The organism is Candidatus Omnitrophota bacterium (genome assembly GCA_028707125.1).
Lineage (GTDB): Bacteria > Omnitrophota > Gorgyraeia > Gygaellales > JAQTUX01 > JAQTUX01.
The window spans coordinates 443778-459790 of the sequence record JAQTUX010000001.1; the positions used below are offsets into that span (position 1 = coordinate 443778).

The 16013-nt window shown below is 52.9% G+C and carries 12 protein-coding genes; 10 read left to right on the forward strand and 2 right to left on the reverse strand.

Annotated features, from left to right (window positions below; all coding sequences use genetic code 11):
* Positions 1–145: 145 nt before the first annotated feature.
* Complete coding sequence (locus PHR44_02010; protein MDD4909446.1) at positions 146–2944, forward strand: OmpA family protein; 2799 nt, start codon at positions 146–148, stop codon at positions 2942–2944.
* A gap of 8 nt (positions 2945–2952) precedes the next feature.
* Here PHR44_02010 and PHR44_02015 read toward each other — a convergent pair whose 3' ends face one another.
* Positions 2953–4878: a tetratricopeptide repeat protein gene (locus tag PHR44_02015; protein ID MDD4909447.1), complete on the reverse strand. Its 1926-nt coding sequence runs from the start codon at positions 4876–4878 to the stop codon at positions 2953–2955.
* A 14-nt stretch (positions 4879–4892) separates the two neighbouring features.
* Positions 4893–6215, reverse strand: coding sequence for a diguanylate cyclase (locus PHR44_02020; GenBank protein MDD4909448.1), 1323 nt, complete (start codon positions 6213–6215; stop codon positions 4893–4895).
* Between the two features lie 154 nt (positions 6216–6369).
* On the opposite strand from PHR44_02020, the gene PHR44_02025 reads away from it, so the two are divergent.
* From PHR44_02025 to PHR44_02065, 9 genes are all read left to right on the forward strand, one after another.
* Complete coding sequence (locus tag PHR44_02025; protein ID MDD4909449.1) at positions 6370–6852, forward strand: hypothetical protein; 483 nt, start codon at positions 6370–6372, stop codon at positions 6850–6852.
* 125 nt (positions 6853–6977) lie between these two features.
* On the forward strand, positions 6978–8420 hold the full coding sequence (gene lysS / locus PHR44_02030) for a lysine--tRNA ligase (protein ID MDD4909450.1): 1443 nt from the start codon (positions 6978–6980) through the stop codon (positions 8418–8420).
* Complete coding sequence (locus PHR44_02035; protein ID MDD4909451.1) at positions 8420–9610, forward strand: ABC transporter permease; 1191 nt, start codon at positions 8420–8422, stop codon at positions 9608–9610. Before lysS ends, PHR44_02035 begins: the two co-directional genes overlap by 1 nt.
* Positions 9610–10269 (forward strand): ABC transporter ATP-binding protein, encoded by a 660-nt coding sequence (locus PHR44_02040; GenBank protein MDD4909452.1) that lies wholly within the window; start codon positions 9610–9612, stop codon positions 10267–10269. Before PHR44_02035 ends, PHR44_02040 begins: the two co-directional genes overlap by 1 nt.
* 9 nt (positions 10270–10278) lie before the next feature.
* Positions 10279–11148, forward strand: a complete 870-nt coding sequence (ilvE, locus tag PHR44_02045) for a branched-chain-amino-acid transaminase (GenBank protein ID MDD4909453.1) — start codon at positions 10279–10281, stop codon at positions 11146–11148.
* A gap of 11 nt (positions 11149–11159) precedes the next feature.
* The gene (locus tag PHR44_02050; GenBank protein ID MDD4909454.1) at positions 11160–11717 is read left to right on the forward strand and encodes a UvrB/UvrC motif-containing protein; all 558 of its coding nucleotides are present in this window, start codon (positions 11160–11162) and stop codon (positions 11715–11717) included.
* Positions 11717–12769: a protein arginine kinase gene (locus tag PHR44_02055; protein ID MDD4909455.1), complete on the forward strand. Its 1053-nt coding sequence runs from the start codon at positions 11717–11719 to the stop codon at positions 12767–12769. The genes PHR44_02050 and PHR44_02055 overlap by 1 nt, the downstream gene beginning before the upstream one ends.
* An 18-nt stretch (positions 12770–12787) precedes the next feature.
* Positions 12788–15232, forward strand: coding sequence for an ATP-dependent Clp protease ATP-binding subunit (locus PHR44_02060; protein ID MDD4909456.1), 2445 nt, complete (start codon positions 12788–12790; stop codon positions 15230–15232).
* Complete coding sequence (locus PHR44_02065; GenBank protein MDD4909457.1) at positions 15229–16011, forward strand: ABC transporter permease; 783 nt, start codon at positions 15229–15231, stop codon at positions 16009–16011. Before PHR44_02060 ends, PHR44_02065 begins: the two co-directional genes overlap by 4 nt.
* Positions 16012–16013 lie beyond the last annotated feature (2 nt).

Consider the following 16013-nt stretch of genomic DNA (forward strand, 5'->3'; position numbering starts at 1 on the left):
GTATTTTTTTTCTTGCGAGATACATCTTCATAGGGTATAATTTCAGCAGTTTATAATAAGATACGGAGGATAAAAAAAGGGGGGGGACCAGAGGGTCCCTCTTTCTGTTCGGGGCGCCTTCAGGCGCCTGAATAATAATGGAAAAATGATTAAAAGGATATTATTTATATTATTGGCCGGCGCGCCGCTGTTTTACGCCTGTGTGTATTCTCAGCCATACGATAATGCGTTAGAGTTTCTTAACAGTTACGCTATCAAGCTGTACAATAAAGGAGACATGCCTTCAGCAAGGCATGAGTTCCAAAAGGTCCTTCTGGTCGATCCGCAAAACCAGCTCGCCAGATATTATCTCTCAATAATCATCCAGAAATACGCTCCGAAACCCGCCCCGGCAAAGCCGGCAGTAAAGCCGGCAGTAAAAGTAAAGAAGGTCGATCTCGGTGCGATTGATTTAAAGCTCGCGGAATCCCGGCAGCGCATAGCCCGGCTGGAACAGGGTTTGTTAAAGAGCGCTATGGAGAATGCCCTGCTTAAGGCGCGGCTTAATGCCGCTCAACAACACAGGGAAGATACAGAGGCCTCTTATATGAACAAGCTGGTTGATAACTTAAGGAGGCAGATAGGCGAGGCAGGCAGCAGGATAAGAAAGCTTAAGGATAAACTGGCGCAGAAGCAGATAGAGGGCGGGCAGTATGCCGGATTAGAAAAGAGGGCCGCGGAGATCGAGGCATTGCTTGAAGCCAGGCAGCGGGAGCTTGAGGGCACGCGTAAGGAGCTGCGGGAAGGCCGTATGTCCGCCGCTTTCGACGCCTCCAGGATCGCTTCTCTTGAGGAGGGCCTCAGCCGTAAGGATGAGATCATAGGGAAACTGGAGAAGGATAGAACGGCGTTGCGGGAAGAGATTATAAGTATCAGACAGGAAAACCTTAAACTGTTGGAGGGCCTGAGGAGCAATAACGAAGATACGCTGAAACACCTTGAGGAATTTGAATCCATGATAGCGCTTAAAGAAGGCGAGATGGCAGCGTTGAGGGATGACCTGCAGAAACGGCTGGCTGAGAAGGAATCCAGGATCAGGGAACTGGCCGAGGCAGCCGGCGCGGCTGATTCGGATATGGAGGCGTTTAAGGAAGAATTGCGGAGCCGGGAAAGCAGGATAGACGCCTTGACGCGGGAGTTAGATGAGAAGGACGGACTGATCAGCGACCTGGAAGATGGGCTTAAGGCGCGGCAGGATGAGATCGCCGCGATAAAGAAAGAACTGCGGGAGCGGCTGCTTCAGAAAGAACGCGATGTCGAGGGCCTGGAAAAGGCGCTTGAGGAAGGCCGGCTCAGAACGGATAGATTTAAGGAGGAAACAGAAGGCCAAAAGCAGAGGATATCCGCGCTGCTTGAAGAAATAGGGCGGAAGGATAATTTGCTGGATAGCGCGGAAGAGGCGTCGCGGTCGCGGCAGGAGGAGATCTCGGATATGCGCGCGGAGTTGGAAGCCGCGCTTGCCGGACAGGACATTCAGAGCCAGGAGTTAAGGGGCGGATATGAAGAGCAGATAAGCCGGCTGCTGGGCGCCCTTGAATTAAAAGACAGCGAGATAGAAGACAGAGATTCCTTAATAGAGGGGCTGCGGGCGGATATCAATGCTAAAGAAGAGGAAGCCTCCGTTCTCAGGGAAGAGCTTGCCCAGGCGTCTTACGCAAAGGATAAAGATATTGAATCGGTGATCAAGGACTACGAAGGCCGGATAGAGATGCTTCTGCGCAACATTGACGGCAAGGCGGAGGAGATCGGCGGCCTGAAAAAGTTGAACGAAGACCTGTCCAGCCGCTTAAACAGGCAGCCGGGAGAGGACCTGGTTTCCCTGACAGAGGCCTTAAGATCGGAGGTATCGGAGAAAGAAGGGATAATCGCCGCCTTGAGTGATGACCTGGAAGAGCAGAGCCGTAAAGTGAGCTCTCTGGAAAAAGAGAAAATAGAGCTTCTCGGTAATCTTAACCGGAATAACGAAGAGGCCTTGAAGCGCGTTGAGGCATTTGAAGGCGCGGTTGACAACAGGCAGAAGGAGCTGTTAAGCAGCATTGAGGAAAAAGACAGCCAGATAGCCGCCCTTAAGGAAGAAATGGATTTGAAAGAGACGCAGATAAAGAGTATCCAGGATTCCAATGCCAAGCTTGTTGAAGAATTCAACAGGGAGTCCGACGGCTACAGAGAACAGATAGAGGGCCTGCAGGATGCCCTGGCTGCCGCCAGAAAGGGCAGGTTGTCCGGGGGAGAATATAAAGAGCGGGTATCCGACAGCCTTCGCCTTGAGAACGACGTCCTGAAAGGAAAATTAGACCAGGGCAAGCTGGAGCTCCTGAAGAGGGACAGGGCTTTGCTTGAGAAGGATGACGGCCTTTTTAAGCTGAAGCAGCGCTACGAGAGCCTGGCCGCGCAGAAACAGGAGCAGGAAGACATCGCGCGCGCGAAAGAAGAAGAGAAAAAACGCCTCCAGGAACAGCTTGAGGATTTAAGAGACAAGGTGTCTTTCTATAAGGGTAAAGAGGTCGAGGGTATAGAAGTATACCTGCGTGATAACCAGTTGATCGTCTATCTGCAGGAGGTCCTTCTATTTGAGCCGGGCGAGGCGGAGATCAAGGAAGGGGGGTCCTCCGCGCTGGGAAGGATAGCGATGGTGTTGAACGAAGATTTCCCCGAAGCCAGGATAATTATCATGGGGCATACTGATGACCAGCCGATAAACGTATCGGGTTGGCAGTCCAACTGGGAACTTTCTTCGGCAAGGGCAGTTTCGGTATTACACTATTTTTCCGCCAACTTCGGCGTGGATGAGAGGCGCCTGTCGGCAGCCGGTTTCGGAGAGTTTAACCCTGTGGCGTCAAATGATACCCCTGAAGGAAGGCAGAGGAACAGGAGGGTGGAGATCGCCATAGCGCCGCAGAAATGACTGGATCGCTATTCCAAGTTATTTAATTCTCTTTTTGCCGCGGTTGAATCAGGCTTCAGTCCAACGACGTTGCGCAGGAGCCGTTTTGCCTCCGCGGTTTTTTTCTGCGCCTTATAGGCAAGGGCGAGGTTGTACATCGCGTCGGCGTAATCGGGTTTGAGCTCGATCGCCTTTTTATATTCTTCAATGGCCCTGTAATAATCGCCCTTATTCCAGAGGGCGTAACCTAAATTATTCCTGATCTCCGCGAAGTCGGGTGCGTATTTTTTGCCTTCTTCCAAAAACTCTATCGCCTTGTCATAATCTTCCAGAAGGTTATAATCCACCCCTATGTTATAACAGACATGAGGGTAATTCGGCGTGTACTGCAGCGATTCTTTGTAGTATTCTATCGCCCTTGAGAGTTCCCCTCTTTGTTCGTATATTCTTGCCGTAATGGCATAAGGGTATTCGTCTCCGGGGTCCGCCTCAATGCCTTTTTTGGACCAGTCCAGCGCGGTGTCAAATTTACGATCCATAGCGTAGGCGCGCGCCATTTCTCCGTAGGCCTTGGCATCCTTCGGGTTGACGGATATGGCCTTTTTGAACTGGGCGCGGGCGCCTTCCGTGTCTTCCTTAAGGAGCAGATTAAACCCTTCCAGCCGGTATTTTCTTCCCAGGTCCGTCTTGGCGGTGGTCAATCTTTCCCCCAGAGTGGTCCGCGAGAATTCCTTGCCTGTTTCTTCAAGGGCCTTTATGGCCGGGCCCACCTCGCCGGTCTGATAATACTGGATATATCCGGTCTGGAATTTTGAGAGATTTTTCAGATCGGGGTCGGAGGAGGTCCTGGATAATTCTTCAAGTATTTCCAGCGCCTCTTTGAATTTGCCCTGCTGCTTCAGGTTGTCGGCGACCTGGAATTTGCTGTCGTCAACGAATTCGGACGCGGGATGTTCTTCTAAGAGTTGCCTGAACACCCTGGAACTTTCTTCGTGCTGCGCGTTCAGTTTATACGCCCACCCCAGGTTAAATGCCGCCCTTTGGGCTATCAATGATCCGGGGTCTATATCTATCGCCTTCTTAAAGGCATCCTGCGATAACTGGAAGTTCATTGTCTTCTGGCTGAGCGTTCCGATCTTGAAATAAAGCATTTGTTGTTCTTTTGGCGCGCTTACGGCCGCGGCCTTATCTTGAAGCGACCTTATCTTTTTCTGTATCCCGGTTATCTCATTGATCTTGGCGAGCAAACTTGCGGCTATGTCGATCTCATTGTTATCGGTAGAGCGGCCAAGCACTTTAACGCAGGCGCTTTTTGCCCCCGCGTACTGGCCGGATTTAAGCATGCCCTGCGCCATTTTAAGCCGTATATAGTTTATGTCGGCCGCGTTAGGGTTTGTCTCTATGAATTCCTTATACAAGACCACGGCTTCCAGGAATTTTCCCTGGGATTCAAACTGGGCTGCCGAATCAAGCAACGGAGCCTTTGTTACGGCTTCGGCCGGAGCCCGCGGCAGTAAGAGGCGGTTGAGAAAGGCCCTTATGCCGCGCTTTACTTTGCCGGCGTTTGTAACGACGCCGTCTATAAGCCAGGCAAGCGTATTGCGTTTTGCCTCTTTACCCGTGATCATTTCTTTCAGAAAGAACCTCAGGTCCTCCATCTGCACGGGCCTTGCCTTCTCGCCGGCGATGCCCTTTGAAAGCGTCAGGTAGGCGACGTTACGGGAGGATATCTCTTCTTTTGAGACCTCGTCGATGATGGTAAAATCCAGCAGGCCCGAGATCTTATCCGCCTCTTTTGCCTCTTTGGCTTCCTTGACCTGAGACAGCGACAGTTGCATGTCCTGCAGGGAGCGGTCTATAAGGTATTTATTATATACGGAGAAAAATACGGCGATGGCTGCCAAAGCAGCGAGCGGTTTATAATATTTTTGAAGCGGGATCGCTATGCCTTCCATTTTTCACGTCCTTTTTAGGTTTTTTCGTCTTTTCTCTGGTCCAGCACAAATACGCTTTTTTCCTGCGCCTTTGCCTTTTTCTTTACTTCCGCGGTTATGTTGGTCACCTCTACATAGGAAGAGATCGCCCGATGCGCGTTGGTTGCCCCGGCCATAGATATGCACATCAGAGGGAATTTCTTAACTTCTCCTTCCCTTGATTTTGAGATGATGAACCCTTGAGCCAGGTCCTCGGTAGAATAGAGTTTTCTTACGCGCTTATCAAACTCCTGGGCCACATAGCCGGTTATCGCCGCGGCCTTCTCGGGAGTGGTTATCAGCACGAAGTCATCCCCGCCTTCATGCCCCAGAAGGTCGTCTTTGTTGCCGTTTTTCTCTACCGCCTCTTTCAGCACGTCGGCGTTTATCTTTATCGCCTCATCGCCTTTAGCAAGGCCGTATTTGTCGTTGAACGCCTTGAAGTTATTAAGGTCGGTATGTATGACTACGAATTTTTTGTTTTCTCTGAGCCGCTGCTCCACCCCTTCTCTTATGACTATATTGCCGGGCAGCTTTGTCAGGGGGTTGGCGTTTTCCGCGCGCTCTTTCATCCTTATGAGCGCGACGGTCATTTCGTTGAAGGTCTCCGCCAGTTCCTGCAGTTCGTCATCGGTATCTATGTAGATGCGTCTTTCCAGGTTGCCCTGCGCCACTACCTTTGTGCCTTCGTTTAATATCCTTATCGGGCCGATGATGCCTTTTGACATAAGCAGGCCGACGATCATTGTGGCGATGATCACCAGTATAATGCTGAGCATGGCCGGCTTATACACGTCGATCAGCGCCTCCTGTATATCGCCCAGATAAAATGACAGTTTTGCCAGAAATACCGGCTGCCCCTCCGCGCCGCCCTTTAACGGCAGGTACACATAGAGCATCCTGCCGGCTTGATCCAGACGGGACTCAAACGGCTTGTCATCGCTTTCGTTTAACAGCCTGTACTTGAGCGCCGCCTCCTTCGTGTTTATTATTTCACCGGTCTCCTCCGGGCTGGTAGAGGCGATTATCGTGTCGTTATCGTCTATGACCGAGAGGCCTTCTATTACCTGCATACTTTTCAGGTATTCTATTGTGCGGCTTAGCTCAACGGCCGTCTCATCCGGGCTCGCCCGCAGCGCCGGCTTGAGGTTTTCCCGCACCACTATGGCGCTCATCCGCGCCTTGAGCGTGTTAAGGCGCTTGAGGTTGTCTACCTGATTGTTGAGCTGGATGGCTACGAAGATACTTATGAGCAGGAGCGCGGAGAAGATCATCAGGGTGGTTATTCTGTTTTGAAGGGTAAGCCGTATTTTCGCCATATCTATTCAAGTCTACTTGAAATGTTGGAATGTGTCAATATTAATGTGTTCCCGGCCCGTACCTGATACTGCTTGACATTGTTTTATTTTGTAATATACTGAAAAACAGTTATAAATAAGCGGGATTGACCCTTTTGAAAGGAGGCGGTATTAGATGAATAAGCGTCTAGCAGCAGCAACAGCGGTAGCAGTGGCAGCGGTTTTTTCGTTATATCTTGTGCCTTCTGTATGTTTAGCCCAGGAGGATACCGGAAAGGAATATGCCTACGGCATAGTAAGCAGCGTCTCTTCAACAGAGCTCATAGTCAAGGACTACGATTATGATAAGGATGAAGAGATGGAGGTAGTTTACGCCCTGGATCCAGGCGTAGAGGTTAAGAACGCGGCCTCGTTGCAAGATATCTCCGCGGGCGATGGCGTAGAAATTGACTACGTAGTCACCAACGGCAAAAGGACGGCCAAGGTCATAACTGTTGAGAAGGCCTCTGATATATATGAAGAGCAGCCGGAGGCAATGGGCGTTGAGCCGGAAGAAGCAACAGCAGCCGCGCCGGTAGAAAAAACGCCTGAGATGGCGCCGGCAGCAATGGAACCAGCGCCGGAAGAGGCAGAGACAGCAGTAAAAACCGGGTATTAGGCATAAATAGTATCTCTTACAATAACCCGCTGCAACATATTTAGTTGCAGCGGGTTATTTTATTCTATAGTTTTTGATGCGAAGGTATTGACATAGATTTATTTATACTATATAATTACCCTGCTATGGTCGAGAATGAACTTATAACGCAGAGGAAAGACAAGTTAAAGGCCTTAAAGGATAAGGGGCTGGATCCTTATCTGAACAACAGTTTTTCCCGGGATGAGATCGGCATCTGCCTCTCGCGGTTTGAGGAAGGCAGGAAGGCCGCGGTAGCGGGCAGGCTTATGCAGAAACGCCTGCACGGAAAAGCCGCGTTTGCCGACCTCAGAGATTCAACCGGCACGCTCCAGCTCTATTTTGCCAAGGACGCGCTGGGGGATGAGAAATTTGAAGATTTCAAATGTATTGATATCGCCGATATCCTGGGCGTTAAGGGCGAAATGTTCAAGACGCGCACGGGGCAGGTCACGCTTAAGGTCTTCGATTTCACGCTCTTGTCAAAGGCGGTAAGGCCCCTGCCTGAGAAGTGGCACGGCTTAAAAGACGTTGAAACCAGGTACAGGCAGAGATACCTTGATATCATTGCCAATAGCGAAGCCGGCAGCGTATTCATATTAAGAAGCGGGATAATATCCTGCTTGAGAGAATTTTTAGACGAGAGAGGGTATCTTGAGGTTGAAACGCCCATGATGCACCCCATACCCGGAGGCGCCGCGGGCAGGCCGTTTCAGACCCACCACAACGAATACGACATAGACCTTTACCTGCGCATAGCTCCGGAGCTTTATCTGAAAAAACTGCTCGTGGCAGGGTTTGACAAGGTCTACGAGATAAACCGAAGCTTCAGGAACGAGGGCGTCTCTACCATGCATAATCCCGAATTCACCATGCTTGAGGTCTATGAAGCGTTTACCGATTATCAGGGGATGATGGAATTATGCGAGGAGATGATAGTATACGTCATAAATAAGGTTGCCGGCGGCACAAAAATAGAATACCAGGGCAGGGAGCTGGATTTCCAGAGGCCGTGGAAGAGGGTTTCCTTCGCCGGGCTGGTAAAGGAAAAATTCGGCATCTCGCCGTCTGATCCTCTTGAGGATATGGTGGAAAAACTGCGTAAGAAGGGGAAGATCGAGGCGCGGGCAGTTCTTACGCGCACTCAGGTGACGAAGATCATTGAGGATCTGCTTGAGGAAGATATGCCGGGATACCCCGTAATGGTCACCGACTATTTTACCTCAATGAGCCCGCTGGCAAAGGCCAGGAAGGACGACCCCCTGGTCTGCGAGCGCTTTGAGCTGTTTATCTCCGGCATTGAGGTGGGCAACGCCTATTCGGAGTTGAACGACCCGTTTGAACAGAGGAAGCGTTTTATAGAGGAAATAGAGGCGCTGCCGGGAGAGGAAAAGAAGAACGTTGACGAGGACTTCCTGCTGGCGCTTGAGCAGGGCATGCCTCCGGCGGGCGGGTTGGGCATAGGCATTGACCGGCTGGTCATGCTTTTATCCAACCAGCCGTCCATAAGGGACGTGATATTGTTTCCTTTGCTGAGGCCCGGACAATAATGCGTTTTGAATTTAAGCTCGCGTTTCGCTATTTGACAACCGGAAGAAAAGAGCGGTTTATCTCGCTCATCGGCCTGATATCCATACTGGGCGTGGCAATAGGGGTTATGGCGCTTATAGTGGTGCTGGCGGTGATGAGCGGCTTTGACCGCGAGCTCAAGGACAAGATAGTAGGCAGTTTCGCGCATATCACCGTTGAATCGGAAGCCGGCATAGCCGACTACGGCGCTTTGGCTGAAACGATAAAGAGCGTCCCTATGGTTGAAGCGGTCAGCCCTTACATCCAGGGACAGGTGTTGATCTCCGCCTACGATAAGCTTTTCCCCGTGGCAGTGCGCGGCATAGAGCCGGATACAGAGAAAAATATTTCCAAGCTCCGGGAATATATAACAAAAGGTGATTTTGACGGGCTCAAAGATGATGCCTGCGTTATCGGCAGCGAGCTGGCTTATTCTTTCGGGCTGGGCATAGGCGATACCTTGTCGGTGTATTCACCCCTGTTTTCCAAAGATAAGGCGCATCTGGCCGTGGCCGCCGTCTTTAACTCAGGGATGTATGATTACGACTCAGGCCTGATCTTTGTAAATATAGGCACTGCCCAGCGGCTCTTCGGTATGGGGGGCGCGATCGCCGGAGCCGCCGTGAAGCTGAGCGATCTGGACGCCGCGGACAGCGTCAAGCTGAACATACACAGAAAGCTCGGCTTCAATTATAAGGTGATGTCCTGGATGGACAGGAACAGGAACTTTTTTGCCGCGCTCCAACTTGAAAAGGTGACCATGTTCATCATACTCGCGCTTATTGTCCTGGTCGCCTGTTTTAACATAATCAGCACGCTGATAGTAATGGTCGTGCAGAAGACAAGGGATATAGGCATACTGCGCACCATAGGCGCCACGAGGAAGAGCGTGAGGCGCGCGTTCATGCTGGTGGGTTTGCTTATCGGCGGCTCCGGCATATTGGCCGGCACAGGCCTGGGTGTGCTGCTGTGTTTGCTGCTTAAAAAATACCAGTTCGTGAAGCTTCCGGCGGACATATATTATATCCAAACCCTGCCCGTGTACCTGAAGTTATGGCCGGATATAATCTGTATCGTATCGTCGGCGTTATTGATAATATTCCTTTCTACCATTTACCCGGCAGCCAGGGCAGCCAGGGTCGTGCCTGCCGAGGCATTGAGGTATGAGTAATGATAGAGGCGCGCAAATTAAATAAGGTATACGGCACGGGCAGCCGCTCGCTTCATGTGCTCAAGGACATAGATATCAGGATCCGCAAGGGGGAGTTTGTTTCCATAGCCGGGCCGTCGGGCGCGGGCAAGTCCACGCTGCTGCATCTTCTCGGCGGCATAGACCTTCCCACAAGCGGAGAGGTATTTTTTAACAGCGTTGACCTGTACAGCCGGCCCGAGGAAGAGGCCTCGCGCATCCTCAATAAAAGCGTCGGCTTCGTGTTCCAATTCTATTACCTGCTGCCTGACTTTAACGCGCTGGAGAACGTTTCCTTTCCGGCGCTTATTGCCGGGGCCGCGGACGCCGGGAGCAGGGCAGAGCGGTTGATCGACAGGTTCGGTTTGAGGGAGAGGATGAATAATTTTCCCGCCCAACTTTCAGGCGGGGAACAACAGCGGCTGGCTATAGCCAGGGCGCTGATAAACGGCCCCGAGGTCCTGCTTTGCGATGAGCCCACGGGCAACCTTGATTCCGAGAACGGGGAACGCGTCCTTTCCATCCTGAGCGAGTTAAACAGCGATAACGCGACCACCGTTGTGGTGGTGACCCATGACGAAGCGGTCGCGGCGCGGGCGGACAGAGTGATCCATTTGAAAGATGGAGTTGTGTTGAATTAGGAGGTATCTATGAAGATATGGCTTAATGGTAAATTAGTGGCGAAAGACGAGGCGCGCGTGTCGGTGTTTGACCACGGCCTGCTTTACGGCGACGGCGTGTTTGAAGGCATAAGAAGCTACGGCCGCCGCGTGTTCAAGTTAAGGGAACACGTTGACCGGCTGTATGAGTCCGCCCACTCAATAATGCTTAAGGTCCCTTTAAGCAAGGAGCAGATGATAAGGGCGGTCATCGCCACATTAAAGGCGAATAATCTAAAAGATGCCTACATCCGGCTTGTGGTTACCCGCGGAGAGGGGGACCTCGGGCTTGACCCCAGGAAATGCGCGGGCAGGCCGACGATATTTATCATCGCGGATAAGATCGCGCTCTATCCCGAGCGCCTGTACAGGGACGGCCTGGAGATCATTACCGTTCCGACGATGCGAAACCTGCCTGAGGCGCTTAATCCTCAGATCAAGTCGCTGAATTACCTTAATAATATACTGGCCAAGATCGAGGCGGCCAATTCAGGCTATGACGAGGCGATCATGATGGACCATCTGGGTTATGTCGCCGAATGCACGGGGGACAATATATTCTGCGTGAAGCGCAGCCACCTCTATACCCCGCCTCAGTGTATGGGGACATTGCGCGGCATCACGCGCGATACGGTGCTGGAACTGGCCAGAAAGGAAAGGATCCCCACGCACGAGCACGTATTGACCAGGCATGAGCTGTTTATCTGCGATGAGGTGTTCCTCACCGGCACCGCCGCCGAGATAATCCCCGTGGTAAAGGTGGACGGCAGGCAGATAGGCGACGGAAAGCCCGGCAGGATCACCAACAGGCTTATCAGGGAATTCAGAAAAGCGACCAGGACCGGCGGAGTGAAGTACTAAAGGGAGGGTTTATGCTTTGCGATGTCTGCGGCAAGAATGAAGCGAGTATGCATCTTACCGAGATAGTCAACGGTGAAATGGCGGAGCTGCATCTTTGCGAGAAGTGCGCGGCGGAAAAGAGCATGGAGGTCCAGCAGCAGTTCGGATTGGCGGACCTGCTTGCCGGGCTCTCGCATCTTGGGGAAAAGGCGGCGATAGAAAGGGACGCTTTGGGATTGAAGTGCCCCAACTGCCGCATAACTTATGAGGATTTCAGGAAGGCGGGCCGGCTGGGCTGCAGCGAATGCTACAACGCCTTCAGAAAATACCTGGCGCCTCTTTTAAGGAAGATACACGGCTCAACCAGCCATACGGGAAAGTCACCGCGGTTTAAGGCAAAGGCGGCAGCGGCTTCCCGGGCGCCGAAACTCAAGAAGGCCGATGAGGCCCTTGCCGGGCCACGGGCCAAGCCGGGCGACGACGTCGCTGAGCTGAGGGCAAGGCTGCAGAAGGCGATAGCTTCGGAGGAGTATGAAGAGGCGGCGCGGCTGCGCGATAAGATACGGGAATTGGAAAAAAGGAGCAAATAATGCGGCTGGATGACCTGTTGAATCAGACGAGCGAGTGGCTCAAAGGCACGGGGGCCAATTCCGACATAGTGATATCTTCGCGCGTGCGGCTGGCAAGGAACCTGGAAAAGTACCTGTTTTCCAACTGGGCGGATAAGGCCGGCAGCGAAGAGGTGCTTAAGAAGGTGGAGGCGGCCGTCAAGCAGAGCAACCTGCTTAAGACGATGATGATCATACGCCTGGCAGACCTGGACGTCCTGGATAAGCAGTTCCTCATCGAGCGGCATCTTATGAGCCATGAGCACGTCCAGAAGCCAGACGGCAAGGCGCTGATCGTGGACGACCAGGAGATCGTGGCGATAATGGTCAACGAAGAAGACCACCTTCGCATGCAGGTAATGCAGTCGGGGTTTGATCTGATAGAGGCATGGAATATAATGAGCAAGATAGACGATGAGTTGTCCGCCCGGCTTAATTTCGCCTTTTCCGAAGAGTGGGGGTATTTGACCGCCTGCCCCACTAACACGGGCACGGGCTTAAGGGGCAGCGTAATGCTTCATCTGCCCGCGTTGGTGATCACACGCCAGATAAATAAGGTATTGGCGGCGGTGGGCAAGCTGGGCTTTAATACGAGGGGTTTTTACGGAGAGGGCACGCAGGCGACAGGCAATTTCTTCCAGATCTCCAACCTTGTTTCATTGGGGCACATGGAAGATGAGATCATAGAAAATATGAACGGGCTCGTGCGCCAGATAATCGATCAGGAAAGGCAGGCAAGGAACGTCCTGATAGGCCAGCACAAGGCGATGCTGGAAGACAAGATCGCGCGCTCGCTGGGCGTATTGATGAGCGCGCATATCATATCCAGCCAGGAGACCACCGACCTGCTTTCCATGGTGCGGCTGGGCGTTGATATGGGGCTGATAAAGGATATTGACAGGCGCACGGTGAACGAGCTTTTTATCATCACGCAGCCGGCGCACCTTCAGAAATTTGAAGGCAAGAAACTGAGCGCGCAGGAGCGTGACGAGAAAAGAGCCGAGATCATCAGGGAAAAATTAAAACAGAAATAAATATTAAGGAGGATAGCGATGTTCAACAGATTCACCGAAAGGGCGAGGAAGGTAATAATACTGGCAAAGGAGGAGGCCAGGAGGTTTAACCACGATTACATCGGCACAGAGCACATACTGCTGGGGCTCATACGCGAGGGCGAAGGCGTCGCCGCCGCCGTATTGCAGAAATTGGGCCTGAGCCTTGAGACGATCCGGCTTGAGGTGGAGAAACTGGTCCAGCCCGGGCCGTCGACCCAGATACTGGGCGACATACCGTTTACCCCGCGCGCCAAAAAGGTGCTGGAGCTGGCAGCGGAAGAGGCGCGCTCAATGGGCCATAACTACATCGGCACAGAGCACATACTGCTGGGGCTCATACGCGAGGGCGAAGGCGTTGCCTCGCAGGTCCTGATGAACCTCGGGCTTGATTTTGACCGCGTGCGCAATGAAGTTATATCTCTGCTTGGTTCCGCTATCCCCGGTTTCAGCGGACAGCAGCAGCAGGCAAAGACCAAGACCCCGGCGCTGGATGCCTTTGGCCGCGACCTGACCCAGCTGGCCAAAGACAACAAGCTTGACCCCGTCATAGACAGGACCAGCGAGATAGAGAGGGTCATACAGATATTAAGCCGCCGCACAAAAAATAACCCCGTGCTTTTAGGCGAGGCAGGCGTGGGCAAGACCGCCATAGTTGAAGGCCTGGCGCAGTCCATCATCGCCGGCAACGTGCCTGAGGTATTAAGGGGCAAGCGCATCGTGGTGCTTGACCTGGCGCTTATGGTCGCCGGCACAAAATACCGCGGCCAGTTTGAAGAGAGGATCAAGGCGGTCATGGAAGAGATCAAGCGCTCCAAAGACGTCGTGGTGTTCATTGACGAGCTTCATACGCTTGTGGGCGCGGGGGCGGCAGAGGGGGCGATCGACGCCTCCAATATACTAAAGCCGGCGCTTTCCCGCGGCGAGATACAGTGCATAGGCGCCACCACCCTTGATGAATACAGAAAGTACATTGAGAAGGACGCCGCCCTTGAGAGAAGGTTCCAGACGATCATGGTGGACCCGCCGACGGTTGACCAGACCATCGCTATCTTAAAGGGCCTGAGGGACAGGTATGAGGCGCACCACCGCGTCAAGTTCACGGACGAGGCGCTGGAGGCGGCGGCAAAATTATCCGACAGGTATATCTCGGGCAGGTTCCTGCCGGATAAGGCGATCGACCTGATCGACGAGACCGGCTCGCGCGCGCGGCTCAACGTCCTGGTCGTTCCGTCGGAGATAAAGGAATTAGAGCGTAAGGTGGAGGAGCTGAGGAAGGAAAAGGAAGAGCTGATAAAGAGCCAGAACTTTGAAAAGGCGGCCGGCTTAAGGGACCAGGAAAGGCAGGTAAGGACCGAACTTGACAAGGCGAACAAGGAGTGGAATGCCGCCAAGGATAAGACGATGCCTGAGATCAGCGCCGAAGATATCGCCAAGATCGTGGCGCAGTGGACGGGCATACCCATTTTCCGCCTGGAAGAGAAGGAAAGCGAGAAACTGCTTAAGATAGAAGAAGAACTGCATAAAAGCGTTATAGGGCAGGAGGAGGCGATAAAGACCATCGCCCGCGCGGTCAGGCGTTCGCGCGCCGGTATCAAAGACCCGCGCCGGCCCATCGGCTCATTTATATTCCTGGGGCCGACAGGCGTAGGCAAGACCCTGCTCGCCAGGGCCCTGGCCGACTTTATGTTCGGCGACCAGGACGCCCTTGTCCAGCTGGATATGTCGGAGTATATGGAAAAGTTTAACGTCTCGCGCCTGGTGGGCGCGCCTCCCGGATACGTGGGATACGAAGAGGGCGGGCAGCTGACAGAAAAGATACGCAGAAGGCCCTACGCGGTCATACTGCTGGATGAGATCGAAAAGGCGCATCCCGACGTGTTCAATCTGCTGCTGCAGGTCTTTGAAGACGGGCGCCTCACCGACAGCTTCGGCAGAAAGGTGGATTTCAGGAACACCATCGTGATAATGACCTCAAACGTCGGCGCGGAGATCATCAGGAAGAAAGGCGCGCTGGGCTTTAAGGAGCAGAAAGAGCAGGTGGATTACCTTGATATGAAAGACAAGCTCCTGGAAGAGGTGAAGCACACCTTTAAGCCGGAGTTCCTGAACAGGATAGACGACATAATCGTATTCAGGTCGCTCACCAAAGAAGACCTGCACCGCATAGTGGACCTGGAGCTGGGCTATGTTTCCGAGCGCCTGAAAGAGCAGGGCATCACGCTTCAGATAGAAGAAGAGGCCCGCCAGTTCATTATTGAGAAGGGCTTTGACCCCGTGTTCGGGGCGCGGCCCTTAAAGAGGACCATCCAGAGGTATCTGGAAGACCCGCTGGCCGAGGAGATAATCACGCAGAAGTCCAAGGACGCGAGGACATTCCGCGTCATACGCGACAAGGAAGAATTGAAGTTTGATCTGATATCGGGCGCGATGTCTAAAAAATGATAAACCTGTTCAGGAAATCGACTTCCAATATCACGGCCATGCTGGTCAACCTGGGAGGGCTGGCGCTGCTGGGCGTTCAGTCATTCTTCTGGATGTTCGTGCCTCCTTTCAGCAAAGAGAGGTTTTTCACCCAGAACAGGCGTATCGGTTATGACAGTTTACCCATAGTCCTGATATCCTCCCTTTTTATCGGCATAATACTGGCGCTGCAGACCGCGGTGCAGATGCAGCGGCTGGGCTCGGAGATGTATATCGCCAGTATCGTGGCTCTCTCCATTGTCAGGGAATTGGGCCCGGTGATAACCGCGTTCGTCGTGGCGGGCAGGGTGGGCGCGGCGATCACCGCCGAGCTGGGCACGATGAACGTTACGGAGCAGGTGGACGCGCTTCAGACGCTGGCGGCAAACCCCGTGAAGTACCTGGTAGTGCCGCGGCTGCTCGCCCTTATGTGCATGCTTCCCATCCTCACTCTGTATGCCAACATCATCGGCATTTTCGGCGGCTACATGATATGCGTGTATAAATTAGGCATAAGCTCCAGTCTGTATATGAGCATCACCTGGGACTCGCTGTTATTCAAAGATCTGTTTTCCGGGTTGATGAAAAGCGTGATCTTCGCGGCCATAATCGCGCTGGAGGCCTGTTACGAAGGCCTCAAGGTTAAAGGCGGGGCCGAAGGCGTGGGCAAGGCGACCACGGCCTCGGTCGTAACCACGTTCGTGATGATAATCGCCGCCGACTGCCTGCTTACGGCGTTGTTTTATTTTGTAATGGGATAATC

Coding starts and splice junctions, on each gene's coding strand:
- PHR44_02010 (MDD4909446.1), top strand. CDS start 146: ATGATTAAAAGGATATTATTTATATTATTGGCCGGCGCGCCGCTGTTT.
- PHR44_02015 (MDD4909447.1), bottom strand. CDS start 4,878: ATGGAAGGCATAGCGATCCCGCTTCAAAAATATTATAAACCGCTCGCT.
- PHR44_02020 (MDD4909448.1), bottom strand. CDS start 6,215: ATGGCGAAAATACGGCTTACCCTTCAAAACAGAATAACCACCCTGATG.
- PHR44_02025 (MDD4909449.1), top strand. CDS start 6,370: ATGAATAAGCGTCTAGCAGCAGCAACAGCGGTAGCAGTGGCAGCGGTT.
- lysS (MDD4909450.1), top strand. CDS start 6,978: ATGGTCGAGAATGAACTTATAACGCAGAGGAAAGACAAGTTAAAGGCC.
- PHR44_02035 (MDD4909451.1), top strand. CDS start 8,420: ATGCGTTTTGAATTTAAGCTCGCGTTTCGCTATTTGACAACCGGAAGA.
- PHR44_02040 (MDD4909452.1), top strand. CDS start 9,610: ATGATAGAGGCGCGCAAATTAAATAAGGTATACGGCACGGGCAGCCGC.
- ilvE (MDD4909453.1), top strand. CDS start 10,279: ATGAAGATATGGCTTAATGGTAAATTAGTGGCGAAAGACGAGGCGCGC.
- PHR44_02050 (MDD4909454.1), top strand. CDS start 11,160: ATGCTTTGCGATGTCTGCGGCAAGAATGAAGCGAGTATGCATCTTACC.
- PHR44_02055 (MDD4909455.1), top strand. CDS start 11,717: ATGCGGCTGGATGACCTGTTGAATCAGACGAGCGAGTGGCTCAAAGGC.
- PHR44_02060 (MDD4909456.1), top strand. CDS start 12,788: ATGTTCAACAGATTCACCGAAAGGGCGAGGAAGGTAATAATACTGGCA.
- PHR44_02065 (MDD4909457.1), top strand. CDS start 15,229: ATGATAAACCTGTTCAGGAAATCGACTTCCAATATCACGGCCATGCTG.